The 11640-nt window shown below is 73.9% G+C and carries 13 protein-coding genes; 8 read left to right on the forward strand and 5 right to left on the reverse strand.

Features of this window, described 5'->3' with window-relative positions:
• The 3 genes from ABD811_RS40640 to ABD811_RS40650 form a co-directional block, all read left to right on the forward strand.
• On the forward strand, nucleotides 1-548 hold a 548-nt coding region (locus ABD811_RS40640; protein ID WP_344958515.1), incomplete at its 5' end, for a hypothetical protein.
• Nucleotides 545-727 carry a hypothetical protein gene (locus ABD811_RS40645; RefSeq protein ID WP_344958517.1) on the forward strand — a complete coding sequence of 61 codons (183 nt, stop codon included), beginning with the start codon at nucleotides 545-547 and terminating at the stop codon, nucleotides 725-727. The genes ABD811_RS40640 and ABD811_RS40645, both read left to right, overlap by 4 nt.
• 90 nt (nucleotides 728-817) lie before the next feature.
• Nucleotides 818-1303, forward strand: coding sequence for a hypothetical protein (locus tag ABD811_RS40650; RefSeq protein ID WP_344958519.1), 486 nt, complete (start codon nucleotides 818-820; stop codon nucleotides 1301-1303).
• Nucleotides 1304-1369: 66 nt separating this feature from the next.
• On the opposite strand, the gene ABD811_RS40655 is transcribed toward ABD811_RS40650, so the two are convergent.
• Nucleotides 1370-1771: a hypothetical protein gene (locus ABD811_RS40655; protein WP_344958521.1), complete on the reverse strand. Its 402-nt coding sequence runs from the start codon at nucleotides 1769-1771 to the stop codon at nucleotides 1370-1372.
• 364 nt (nucleotides 1772-2135) lie between these two features.
• Here ABD811_RS40655 and ABD811_RS40660 point away from each other — a divergent pair, with 364 nt between their 5' ends.
• The 3 genes from ABD811_RS40660 (at nucleotide 2136) to ABD811_RS40670 (ending at nucleotide 4483) form a co-directional block, all read left to right on the forward strand.
• Nucleotides 2136-2426: a DUF6412 domain-containing protein gene (locus tag ABD811_RS40660; protein WP_344958523.1), complete on the forward strand. Its 291-nt coding sequence runs from the start codon at nucleotides 2136-2138 to the stop codon at nucleotides 2424-2426.
• Between the two features lie 27 nt (nucleotides 2427-2453).
• Nucleotides 2454-3131 carry a YidC/Oxa1 family membrane protein insertase gene (locus tag ABD811_RS40665; RefSeq protein ID WP_344958525.1) on the forward strand — a complete coding sequence of 226 codons (678 nt, stop codon included), beginning with the start codon at nucleotides 2454-2456 and terminating at the stop codon, nucleotides 3129-3131.
• 62 nt (nucleotides 3132-3193) lie between these two features.
• Nucleotides 3194-4483 carry a cytochrome P450 gene (locus tag ABD811_RS40670; RefSeq protein ID WP_344958527.1) on the forward strand — a complete coding sequence of 430 codons (1290 nt, stop codon included), beginning with the start codon at nucleotides 3194-3196 and terminating at the stop codon, nucleotides 4481-4483.
• A gap of 7 nt (nucleotides 4484-4490) precedes the next feature.
• Here the strand turns inward: ABD811_RS40670 and ABD811_RS40675 are convergent, their stop codons facing one another.
• The 3 genes from ABD811_RS40675 to valS form a co-directional block, all read right to left on the reverse strand.
• Entirely contained in the window at nucleotides 4491-5567 is a 1077-nt protein-coding gene (locus ABD811_RS40675) for an acyl-CoA dehydrogenase family protein (protein WP_344958529.1), read from the reverse strand.
• Nucleotides 5564-6757, reverse strand: coding sequence for an acyl-CoA dehydrogenase family protein (locus tag ABD811_RS40680; RefSeq protein WP_344958531.1), 1194 nt, complete (start codon nucleotides 6755-6757; stop codon nucleotides 5564-5566). Before ABD811_RS40680 ends, ABD811_RS40675 begins: the two co-directional genes overlap by 4 nt.
• A gap of 96 nt (nucleotides 6758-6853) precedes the next feature.
• Entirely contained in the window at nucleotides 6854-9376 is a 2523-nt protein-coding gene (gene valS, locus ABD811_RS40685; protein WP_344958533.1) for a valine--tRNA ligase, read from the reverse strand.
• Between the two features lie 147 nt (nucleotides 9377-9523).
• Here valS and ABD811_RS40690 point away from each other — a divergent pair, with 147 nt between their 5' ends.
• Together ABD811_RS40690 and ABD811_RS40695 are read left to right on the forward strand one after the other, a co-directional pair.
• Complete coding sequence (locus ABD811_RS40690) at nucleotides 9524-9811, forward strand: DUF4235 domain-containing protein (RefSeq protein ID WP_344958535.1); 288 nt, start codon at nucleotides 9524-9526, stop codon at nucleotides 9809-9811.
• A gap of 76 nt (nucleotides 9812-9887) precedes the next feature.
• Nucleotides 9888-10487, forward strand: a complete 600-nt coding sequence (locus tag ABD811_RS40695; RefSeq protein WP_344958537.1) for a maleylpyruvate isomerase family mycothiol-dependent enzyme — start codon at nucleotides 9888-9890, stop codon at nucleotides 10485-10487.
• Nucleotides 10488-10681: 194 nt separating this feature from the next.
• Here ABD811_RS40695 and ABD811_RS40700 read toward each other — a convergent pair.
• Nucleotides 10682-11640 (reverse strand): hypothetical protein (locus tag ABD811_RS40700; RefSeq protein WP_425549511.1); only part of this gene is annotated, 959 nt, incomplete at its 5' end.

The following is an 11640-nucleotide window of genomic DNA, read 5'->3' on the forward strand; positions in this document are numbered from 1 at the left end:
TGCCCGGCGAGCGCCCGCCCCTGCTCGGGCGGCGCGGGCTGCTGGCGGGGCTGGCGGCCGCCGGGGCGACCGCCGGGCTGCACGCGCTCGGCGTGTTCCCGCCCGCCCGGCAGGCCCTGGCCGCCGGTTTCAGCCTGGCCGGCTACTACGACATCTATCCGCGCTGCCCCTCCTACGCGCACGACCACAACTGCTCCCCCGGCTGCGGGCCGAGCCTGGTGTGCCCGACCTGCTGCCGTACCAGCGGCGGGCACAAGGGCTTTCACAAGTCGGGCTCGTCCCACCCGGGCAGGTACAAGCTGCGCCCCAACCAGTGCTACGGCGGCGGGTACGACGGCTGGCTGTGGGCGTACGCCGGCAAGTGCGGCAACTGCAGCCGCGGCGTCACCTGGCGGTGCCACGACGGCTGGAAGAAGTCCAGGCGCGGCAACTGGTACAGGACCATCTGCCGTAAGGCGATGTCGTGCCGCACCACCCCCTCCCCGAAGGAGGCCCCCGTGCCCGACACCGAGTGGGACGACGACGACTTCGGCTGGGTGAAGAAATGACGGTCGCCTCGGACGCGCCCGCCGCGACCGGGCGGTTGCGTCGCGGCCTGACCGAGCCGCTCCTGCCGGTCGCCGCGCTGGCGCTGCTCGCGGTGGCCGCGGCGGCGCGGGACGCGACCGTCCTGTGCTGGGCGTCGGTGGGCGCGCTCGCCGGGTACGCGCTGTCGGGCTCGGTCTGAACGCGTAACAGCGAGTCGACGCTGTTCTCGCCAGGTTGGCGGGCTCCGGTACGGCAGGGCGAGGTCCTCGCCGTCTTCACCCTCGGTCTCGTGCTCGGGGGAACGCTCAGCGCGGCGGTGGCGTGGCTGCTGTCCGGCCTGGCGGCGCCCCTGCCGCCGCCCGGGCGCACGGCCGCGATCCTGGTGATCGCGGCCCTGGGTGCGGCCCGTGACCTGGGGCTGGTGTCGCTGCGGCTGCCGCAGAACGCCCGCCAGATCCCGCAGGAGGTGCTCCTCGGCCGCCTTCGCGCGGGCGCGCTCCAGTTCGGCTTCGAACTCGGGACGGGCGTCCGCACCTATCTGCCGGCGACCACCCCGTACGTCCTGGCGCTCGGCCTGCCGCTCAGCCACCAGGGCCCGGCGGCGACGCTGCTGACCGGGGCGGCCTTCGGCGCGGGCCGCGCCCTCAGCGCCGCCCTCACCTATCTGTCCCGCTCCCCCTCCCGCGCCGCCCTCGTCGCCCTGCGCCTCCCGGTCCTGGTCAAGACGACCGCCCTGGCCGCGCTCACCGCCCTCACATGGCTCTATCTCGGCTAGAGCACTCGGCGCCGCCTACGGCTGTCCCGTTGTTGCCCAAGGCCGGATCCCACACGGTCGCGCTGGTCAGGCCTGAGACGCCGCAGTAAAACGGACGAAGCCGGCGATACGGGGGGAGAACGTGAGCGAGCACTGCTCACCGACCCCCGAGCGCACGCCCGCCACCACGTCGGCGTCCGGCTCGCCGAACACCTCAAAGCGCTCCACCCGGCAGTGTTTCATCACCTCCTGGATGTACGGGTCCGCGATCTTCCAGTGCGTGCGGACCGCATCAGAGTCCCGATAGAGCTGGAAGCTGTGCGCGAGCATCCGCTCCTCGTCCACGAAGGTCTGCACCATCAGTTGCGGCCCGTGCTGCTGTGCGAACTCCACGGCCCGGACGATGGCGCTGCGGAAGCTCTCCAGATGGCCGTCGGTGATGCGCATGGTGTTGCGGAAGAGAAGGATCGTGTCGTTCTGTGTGGTCATGGCCCAACCGTGCCACCTCAACCAAGCTTGAGGTCAAACGCCCGTCCCGTCCCGGCTCACTCCATCGCCTCGGCGACGATCCGCAGAGCGGTGACCAGCCTCCGGAGGGGCGGCCTCTCCGGGCCGATCCCGGGGACCGTCCACGTCCACCCATCTCTCACCCGCTGCCGGTCCGGCTCGCACCTGCCACTCGCTGACACCTGCCGCCAAATCCGGTCCGACCCTTCTCACAGGCCGGCCACCGTGCTCGCCGAGCTGGAACAGGTCGGCGGAAACGACGGCGCGCGCCCGGGGGACGGAGCGGGAACCATCGGGCGGGATGGGGCGTCGGAATGAGCGGGTTTGTTCGCAGGAGGGGCCGGACGTGCACGAGATCGCGTGGATCTGGGCGCCACTCCTGACGCTGCTGTCCTCACTGGTGACCGCCGACGGCGGGCAGGGCGCGGCGCTGGCGTTCGCGCTGGCCGGGCTGCTGGTGGCCGTCGCGGCGACCGCGGCCGTCCGTGCGGAGCCGCGCGTGTCGCCAGCACGGGTCCGCACGACGCTGCGGGAACGGACGCTCCGCACGGCCTTCCTGCCGCAGCGCGACCCGGACGCGGCGGGACGGCCCCGTCCCAGAGCCCCCGGGGCGGAGATCGCGACCTCGATCCGCTGATCTCCGACTCCCGAAGGGCTTTCACTCATGTTCGTTCTCGACGCTCCGGTGTCGCTCGCCCATGATCTGGTGACCGCCACGGCGGACGTGCTGGGCTTCCTGGGCGACGGGCCGTCCGTGGCGGCGGCGATAGTCGTCGTCACCGTGCTCGTCCGGGGGCTGCTCGTGCCGCTGGCCGTCGCGCAGGCGCGCGGGGAACGGGCCCGCGTCCGGCTGCTGCCCAAGATCAAGGCACTGCGGGACAGGCACGGCAAGGACCCGATGCGGCTGCGCCGCGAACTGCAGGCGCTGTACGCCGAGGAGGGCGCGTCGCCGTTCGCCGGAATCGGGCCGGCGCTCGCGCAGATGCCGGTGCTCGCCGTGATGTACCGGCTGTTCGTGTCGGCCACCGTGAACGGGCACCAGAATCTGCTTCTGGCGCACACCCTGCTGGGAACTCCGCTCGGCCAGAACTGGATCGGCGTCGCCGGGGGCGCCGGGATCCTCGCGCCGCCGTCGCTGGTGTTCCTCGGGCTGTTCGCGCTGCTGGCGGCCGTGGCGTGGTGGACGTCCCGGCACGCCGAAGGGCCGCTGCGGCTGCTGCCGTTCGGCACGGTCGTGGTGGCGGCGTTCCTGCCGCTGGCCGCCGGGGTGTACCTGCTGGCGTCCACGACCTGGACGGCCGCCGAGCGCGCCGTGCTGCGCCGCCGGATCGTCATGGCTTGACGCCCTCCTCGGGCGCGGGTTTCCATGGAAACCGAACATCATTCTGATCGAGGGATGCGGTCATGGCGGCGACCACGGCGCGCACGGCACGCGACATCGACCTGTCGGACCTGAACTTCTGGTCCCGCCCGCCGCACGAGCGGGAGGCCGCGTTCGCCGCCCTGCGCGCCCGCGAGCATCCGGCGTTCTTCCCCGAGCTGAAGCTGCCGTTCATCCGCACCGGGCCCGGCTACCACGCGCTGGTGCGGCACGCCGACGTGGTGGCGGCCAGCCGCGCGCCCGAGGTCTTCAGCAGCGAGCCGTGCTCCAACAGCATCGCCGACCTGCCCGGCTACCTGGCCCGCTACTTCGGCTCGATGATCAACATGGACGACCCGCGGCACGCGCGGCTGCGCCGTATCGTGTCGCGGGCGTTCACCCCCCGCGTCCTGGCCAAGCTGGAGGAGGACCTGCGGGCCGAGGCCGTCCGCATCGTCGACGACGTGCTGGCCGACGGCCCGGGGGACTTCGTCACCGACGTCGCCGCCCGGCTCCCGGTCCGGGTGATCTGCGACATGATGGGCATCCCCGAGCACGACCGGCCCATGGTGTACGACCGGACGAACATCATCCTCGGCCTGGGCGATCCCGAGTACACCGGCGGACGCCGGTTCGCCCGCGACGGCATCACCCGCACCGGCGTCCTGTACGGCCTCGCCAAGGTCATGACCGCCGGGTACGAGCTGAACCACCTGGCCATGAAGCTGGCCCGGCGCCGCCGCCGCGACCCCGGCGACGACCTCGTCTCCGCGCTGGTCCGGGCGAACGTCGACGGGGAGGCGCTGACCGACCAGGAGATCGGCTCGTTCTTCATCCTGCTGGTGGTGGCGGGCAACGAGACGACCCGCAACGCCATCGCGCACGGGCTGAAGCTGCTCACCGACAACCCCGGGCAGCGGGCCCTGCTGCTGGAGGACTTCGAGGGCCGCATCGGCGGCGCGGTGGAGGAGATCGTGCGGATGGCCACCCCGGTCATCCAGTTCCGCCGCACGCTCACCCGCGACCACGAGCTGAACGGGCACCGCTTCCGCGCGGGCGACAAGGTGCTGCTGTTCTACAACTCCGCCAACCGCGACGAGACGGTCTTCGCGAACCCGGACGTCTTCGACATCACCCGGTCCCCCAATCCGCACGTCGGCTTCGGCGGGCCCGGACCGCACTTCTGCCTGGGCGCCAACCTGGCCCGCCGCGAGATCACCGTGATGTTCCGGGAGCTGTTCGGGCGGCTCCCCGGCATCCGCGCCGCCGGGGAGCCCGACCGGCTCTACTCCAACTTCATCAACGGGATCAAGCACCTGCCGTTCACGTACTGAGCGGCGTTCAGGGCAGCAGGCCGAGGCGTCCGGCGAGCCGGGCGCGGTGGTCGCGGGGCGCGCCCAGCAGCAGCTCGTCGGTCTTGGCGCGCTTGTAGTACAGGTGCGCGTCGTGCTCCCAGGTGAAGCCGATGCCGCCGTGCAGCAGCAGGTGGTCCTTGGCGACGCGGAAGTACGCCGGGCCGAGGAACGCCTGGGCGAGCGCCGCCGCCACGGGCAGCTCCTCGGGGCCTTCGTCGGCCGTCCACGCCGCGTACCGGACGATCGACTCGGCCTGCTCCAGCGTGCAGTGCATGTCGGCCAGCCGGTGCTTGACGCCCTGGAACGACCCCACGTACCGGCCGAACTGCACGCGCAGCTTGGCGTACTCGACGATCGTGTCCAGGCAGCGGCGCATGCCGCCGAGCTGCTCGGCGGCCAGCGCGACCGCGGCCAGGTCCAGGGCGCGGCCGATCGCGGCGTCGGCGTCGGCCGCGGCGACGCGGCGCCCGGGTGTGCCGGCGAGGTCGACGCGGGCCTGCGGGCGGGTGAGGTCGAGCGTCGTCAGCGGCGTCCGCTCGCCGCCCTCGACGGCGAACAGCGCGGTGGCGCCGTCGGCCTCGGCCGCGACGATGATCAGGTCGGCGCCGGCGCCGTCGAGGACGCGCGGCAGGGTGCCGGTCAGCCCCCGCCCGTCCCACGACGGCAGTCGTTCACCGGGCTGCGGCACGGCGAACGTGGCGACCGTCTGCCCGCTCGCGATGCCCGGCAGCAGGTCCTTGGCGGCCTGCTCGTCCCCCGCCGCGAGCAGCACGTTCGCCGCCAGGACGGCCGAGGCGAGATAGGGCGCGGGGGTGAGGGCGGCGCCCAGTTCCTCCATGACCACGGCGACCTCGGCGTGCCCCGCGCCCGCGCCGCCGTATGCCTCGGGTATCGCCAGCCCGGCCAGGCCCAGCTCTCCGGTCATCCGCCGCCACACGTCCCGGTCGTAGGGCTCGTCGGACTCGGCGATCTCGCGGACGCGGGCCATCGGCGCGGTGTCGGCCAGGAACGCCCGCACCGACGCCGCCAGTTCCCTCTGCTCCTCGGACGGGATCAGCCTCATCGGCCCGCCTCCTTCGCCTGCGTGCCGACCTTCAGCTCGCGGAACGGCACGTCCCGGTCCACCTGCGGCTCGCGCGGCAGCCCCAGCACCCGGTCCCCGATGATGTTGCGCATGATCTCGTTGGTGCCGCCGCCCAGCGCCATGCCGGGCGCCCACGACAGCGCCCGCGCGATCCTGCCCTCGCCGGGCCCGGCGTAGGCGACCGTCTCCGGGCCGAGGATCTCACTGGCCGTGTCGGCGGCCGACAGCGTCAGCTCGGCCAGCAGCAGCTTGGCGACCGACCCGCGCGCGCCCGGGTCGATCCCGGCCTTGACCTCCTGCGACAGCCGCGCGCTGAACAGGTCGAACGCCCGTTCCCGCACGTACAGGTCGACGAGCAGGTCGCGGACGGCCGGGTCGGCGAGCAGCCCCCGGTCGCGCGCCGCCGCCGACATCGCGTCGAACGAGGCGGGCCGTTCGGTGCGGGCGGCGCCCATCCCGATGGACACCCGCTCGTGCAGCAGCGTGGTGACGGCCGCCTGCCAGCCGCCGTTCACCTGCCCCACCACCCGGTCGGCGGGGACCCGCACGTCGTCGAAGTACACCTCGTTGAAGTGCGCCTCGCCGGTCATGTCGCGCAGCGGCCGGACGGTCACGCCGGGGTCGTGCATGTCCACGATGAACATCGTGATGCCCCGGTGCTTGGTGGCGTCCGGGTCCGTCCGCGCGATGAGCAGCCCGAAGTCGGCCTGCCGCGCCACCGACGTCCACACCTTCTGCCCGTTGACCACCCAGCCGTCGCCGTCGCGGACGGCCCGGGTCTGCAGCGACGCCACGTCCGACCCGGCGCCCGGCTCGGAGAACAGCTGGCACCAGATCTCCTCGCCGCGCAGCAGCGGCGGCAGGTGGCGCCGCTTCTGCTCCTCGGTGCCGAGCGACAGGATCGTCGGCCCGCACATGCCGAGGCCGATGCCGAACACCCCGATCGGCAGCGTGAAGTCGCGGGCGGCCTGCTGGAAGGCCCGCTCCTCGGCCGCCGACAGGCCCTGCCCGCCGTACGCGGCGGGCCAGGTGATGCCCGAGTACCCCGCGTCGTACAGCCGCGCCATGAACGCGCGGGCCGTGGCCAGGTCCGGATCGGGCGGCAGCTCGCGGGTGTTGGCCTCCAGCCAGGCACGCGCCCGCCGGCCGTACTCCTGCAGGTCCGTCACAGGGCGGCTCCTCCCCAAGGATTGTCAGCGCTCACTTACGCTAGCGCGTGCCCCTCCGAAACGGAACGCCATTCGGTGTACCCCGTGCGGCGCGGGTCAAGGAGCGGGGGCCAGGGCGACGTCGACGGTGAGGGGGGAGGTGCCGTCCTCGACGGTCAGGTCGGCGATGCGGCCCGCGGCGGCCAGGTCGGCGACGGCGATCGCGGACGCGGCGGCGCCGCGGACGACCGCGCGGGCCACGTCGGCGCGCATGGACGCCTTGGCCTCCGACTTGGCCTTGCGGACCTGCCGCAGCGCCGCGGCGGTGGCCGCCAAGACCGACGGGTCGCCGCCCCCGGGCAGTTCGGCGGCGACCGGCCAGGCGGCGCGGTGCACCGACCCGTCCCGCCACCACGACCAGACCTCCTCGGTCACGAACGGCAGGATCGGCGCGAACAGCCGCAGCAGCACCGACAGGGCGGTGCGCAGCGCCGCGCGCGCGGACCTGGCCGCGGCGCCGTCACCGTAGGCGCGGGCCTTGACCAGCTCCAGGTAGTCGTCGCAGAACTCCCAGAAGAAGCGCTCGGTGCACTCCAGCGCGCGGGTGTAGTCGTGGTCCTCGAACGCGGCGGTGGCGTCCTCGACGACGTCGGCGAGCGCGGCCAGCATCGCCAGGTCGAGCGGCTCGCTCACGGCGTGCGCGCCCGGCTCGCCCAGGCCCAGCACGAACCGGGACGCGTTGAGGATCTTGATGGCGAGGCGGCGGCCCACCTTGATCTGGCCGGTGTCGAACGCGGTGTCGGTGCCCAGGCGCCCGCTCGCCGCCCAGTAGCGCACCGCGTCCGACCCGTGCTGCTCCAGCAGCCCCAGGGGCGTGACGACGTTGCCCTTGGACTTGGACATCTTCTTGCGGTCCGGGTCCAGGATCCAGCCCGACAGCGCGGTGTCGGTCCACGGCAGCGAGTCGTGCTCCAGATGCGCGCGCACGACCGTGGAGAACAGCCAGGTACGGATGATCTCGTGCGCCTGCGGGCGCAGGTCGTAGGGGAAGACGCGGGCGAACAGCTCCGGGTCGTCCTCCCAGCCGCCGGCGATCTGCGGGGTGAGCGAGGAGGTGGCCCAGGTGTCCATGACGTCCGGGTCGCCGGCGAAGCCCCCGGGCTTCCCCCGCTGGTCCTCGGTGTAGCCGGGCGGGGCCTGGGCGGACGGGTCGACGGGCAGGGCGTCCTCGGGCGGCGTGATCACCTCGCCGGGGACGGGCTCGCCGTCGCCGTCCAGCGGATACCAGACGGGGACCGGCACGCCGAAGAACCGCTGCCGGGAGACCAGCCAGTCGCCGGCGAGCCCCTCGACCCAGTTCTCGTAGCGGACGCGCATGTGCGGCGGATGCCAGTTCAGCTCCCGGCCGCGTGCCAGCAGCCGCTCGCGCAGCGCCGCGTCGCGGCCGCCGTTGCGCAGGTACCACTGCCGGGTCGTGACGATCTCCAGCGGCCGGGTGCCCCGCTCGTAGAACTTGACCGGGCGCACGACGCGGCGCGGCTCGCCGTCCAGGTCGCCGGACTCGCGCAGCATCGCGACGATCTCCTGCCTGGCCGCGGCGACCGTGCGGCCCGCCAGCCGGGCGTACGGCGCGGCGGGCACCCCGGCCGGCGGGTCGGCGGCCAGCCGGCCGTCCCACCCGATGATCGCCCGGGTGGGCAGGTCGAGCTCGCGCCACCAGGTGACGTCGGTGACGTCGCCGAACGTGCAGATCATCGCGATGCCCGAGCCCTTGCCGGGGTCGGCCAGCCGGTGCGCCACGACGGGGACCTCGACGCCGAAGACCGGCGTGCGGACGGTGCCCCCGAACAGCTCCCGGTAGCGCTCGTCGTCGGGGTGCGCGACCAGCGCGACGCAGGCGGGCAGCAGTTCGGGACGCGTCGTCTCCACGTACACGGGCCGGTCGCCGCCGTGGAAGCGCAGGCGGTGGAACTCGCCGGGGTGGTCGCGGTCCTCCAGTTCGGCCTGCGCGACGGCGGTGCGGAACGTGACGTCCCACAGCGTGGGGGCCTCGGCCCGGTAGGCCTCGCCGCGCGCCAGGTTGCGCAGGAAGGCGCGCTGCGACGCGGCGCGGGCGCGGTCGCCGATGGTGGTGTAGAGCAGGCTCCAGTCGACCGACAGGCCGACCCGGCGCCAGACCTCCTCGAACACCCGCTCGTCGATCGCGGTGAGCCGCTCGCACAGCTCGATGAAGTTGCGGCGGCTGACCGGGATCGGGCGGCGGGGGTCGGGCTCGGCGGGCGGCTCGAAATCGGGCTCGTACGGCAGCGAGGGCTCGCAGCGCACCCCGAAGTGGTTCTGGACGCGGCGTTCGGTGGGCAGGCCGTTGTCGTCCCACCCCATCGGGTAGAACACCGCGCGGCCGCGCATGCGCTGGTACCGCGCGATCGTGTCGGTGTGGGTGTAGGAGAAGACGTGGCCGACGTGCAGGGACCCGCTGACGGTGGGCGGCGGGGTGTCGATCGCGTAGACCTCGTCGCGGGGGCGGTCGCGGTCGAACCGGTAGACGCCGTCGGCGTCCCAGCGGCGTACCCACTTGTCCTCCAGGCCGTCCAGTGAGGGCCTGGCGGGAACGTCGGGGATGCGCGGCTGTCCGGTCATGCACCAATGGTAGGAACAACGCCGCTGGTCCGCGCGTGAATTAACGCCCCGTCCCGGGGGACGCTCCCGGTCGCAGGACGGACTTCCCGTGCCCGGTAGGGGGCTTCCGGTAGCGTCGGGGCGAGTCAGGACAACGGGAGGACGAGCATGGCCGAGAAGGGCGACATCGGCTGGCGGATCGTGGCGGGGGCCGCCGCCTTCGCCGGCGGCTTCGCCGCCAGAAAGGTGATCACGCTGGCCTGGAAGAAGACCACCGGCAAGGAGCCGCCGACCAATCCCGAGTCCCCCGAGGTCGCGCTGAGCGAGGCCGTCGGCTGGGCCGTGATCATGGGCGTGGGCATGGAGGTGGCCCGGCTGCTGGCCACCCGGGCCGCGGCGCGGCAGTGGGCCAAGGGCACCGGCGAGCTGCCCTCCCACCTGAAGGTGGACGTCTGACGCACCCCTATTGGATAGGGGGTCCAGCGCCCGCGTATCGTGGTCGGTCCCGCACCGTCGGAAGGGACCGGCCACGATGCCTTTTCTGGACGCGATCAGCTTCCCGCACGAGGAGGAACTGCGCGCCGAGCGCCGCAGGATGATCGAGACGATGGCGGAGCTGTCGGACGAGGAGTTCCAGTCGGGGCGGACGCTGTGCTCCCGGTGGGCGCCCCGCGACGTCCTCGCCCACGTGATCTTCCTGGACTACCCTCTGGCGTCCTACCTGCCGCACGGCCCGCGCATCAACGCCGCCAACCAGGCCCAGGTCGAACGCGCCCGCCGGCTGTCGCGGGACCGGCTGATGGAGTGGGCCGCGCACTGGGCCGACCGGCCCAGCGTCACCAGCCGCGCCGGCGCCGCGTTCCTGCTCGGCGACCTCGGCATGCACCACCAGGACGTCCTGCGCGGACTGGGCCACGAACGGACCGTGCCCGACACGGTCGCCACCGCCATCTTCCGTGAGGGGCTGCAGCTGAGCCTGTGGCTGAACCGTCGCGTGCTGCGCCACCGCCTCGTGCCCACCGACGGCCACCGTCCCGTGGGGCGGGGCCCGGAGGTGCGCGGCACGCGGGAGGCGCTGGGAATGTGGCTGGCCGGACGCGACTCGGTGAAGGGGGAACTGGAGTTCGTCTGACCGGCCCGCGCCGCCGCCCGGCCGGTCACAGGCGGCGCCTGCCGGTCAACGGCGGCGCCTGCCGGTCAGCGGCGGCGCCGACCGGGCCGTGGACCCTGGCGGTGCGGCGGCCGATGGCGGAAAACCACCGCATCGCGACCAGGGTCGGCCCGTTCGGTCACCGGCCTCGGCGGGCCGGCCCGGCGGGGAGGGGGTCAGTCGCCGGGCGGAGGTGGAGCGGGCGGCGGGAGCTGCCCGGAGCCGGGCGCGGGGCCGGGCGGCGGCAACCGGCCGGGGGAGCCGTCGTCCGCCGCCTGCCGGGCGGGGGCGTCCAGCCCGGCCCGCGGGGACGGCACGGACCGCGTGAACGGCGACGCGGGCGGCTGGGCGGGGGTGTGGCGTCGCAGGTCGGCGCGCACGGCCTCGGCGACCCGCCTGGTGGCGGCCCGGTTGAGGGCGGCCCCGGCGGCGGCGCCGGTGAGGAACGGCCCCAGCGTGCTCATGCTGCGGCCGAAGGAGCGCATCAGCCGTTTGCGCAGGGCCACCTTGGCGGCCGAGCCCAGCGCGTTGGTGAACGACCCGCTCTCCATGGGATGGATGCCGCGCTGCCTGCCCCAGGCGGTCAGGAACGCCGCGGCCCGCGTGGCGCCCGAGCCCTGCACGCGCAGCCCGTACACCTCGTGCAGTTCGGCGATCAGCTTGACCTCGATGGCCGCGACCACGAGCGTCTCGGCGGCCAGCTGGGCGGGGGCGGTGAGCAGCAGGGGCGGGGCGGCGAACTCGACCGCGGCCAGCGCGCCGCCGGCCGCGCCCACCGCCGTGGTGGCGTTGCACGCCACCCGGACCAGGCTGTCGGCCAGTTCCTCGCCCTCCAGCCCCTTGTGGTGGGCGCGCAGGGTCTCCAGGTCGCGGACGGGGATGTGCGGCGCCGCCGCGGTCAGCGCGTCGGCCAGCAGCCGGCCGCGCGCCAGACCCGCGGCACCCGCCCTGCGCACGCTGCCCGCCAGCAGGTGGGTCAGCCGCGCCAGCAGGCGGCCGCGGGTCTCGCCGTCCATGTCCTCGTCGGCCGACAGGCGGCCGATCAGCGTGCCGATCTCGGCGGAGGAGTCGGTGGCGCGCTCGGCGCCGGGCTCGCCCGGACGCTGCGGGCGCGGTTCCCCAAGGCCAAGCTGCC

It is taken from the genome of Actinomadura miaoliensis (assembly GCF_039536785.1).
In the GTDB taxonomy this organism is placed as follows: domain Bacteria; phylum Actinomycetota; class Actinomycetes; order Streptosporangiales; family Streptosporangiaceae; genus Spirillospora; species Spirillospora miaoliensis.

Bases quoted from the DNA above. Each gene is read 5' to 3' on its own strand.
- ABD811_RS40645 (WP_344958517.1), top strand. From the start codon at position 545: ATGACGGTCGCCTCGGACGCGCCCGCCGCGACCGGGCGGTTGCGTCGC.
- ABD811_RS40655 (WP_344958521.1), bottom strand. From the start codon at position 1,771: ATGACCACACAGAACGACACGATCCTTCTCTTCCGCAACACCATGCGC.
- ABD811_RS40690 (WP_344958535.1), top strand. From the start codon at position 9,524: ATGGCCGAGAAGGGCGACATCGGCTGGCGGATCGTGGCGGGGGCCGCC.
- ABD811_RS40665 (WP_344958525.1), top strand. From the start codon at position 2,454: ATGTTCGTTCTCGACGCTCCGGTGTCGCTCGCCCATGATCTGGTGACC.
- ABD811_RS40675 (WP_344958529.1), bottom strand. From the start codon at position 5,567: ATGAGGCTGATCCCGTCCGAGGAGCAGAGGGAACTGGCGGCGTCGGTG.
- valS (WP_344958533.1), bottom strand. From the start codon at position 9,376: ATGACCGGACAGCCGCGCATCCCCGACGTTCCCGCCAGGCCCTCACTG.
- ABD811_RS40670 (WP_344958527.1), top strand. From the start codon at position 3,194: ATGGCGGCGACCACGGCGCGCACGGCACGCGACATCGACCTGTCGGAC.
- ABD811_RS40695 (WP_344958537.1), top strand. From the start codon at position 9,888: ATGCCTTTTCTGGACGCGATCAGCTTCCCGCACGAGGAGGAACTGCGC.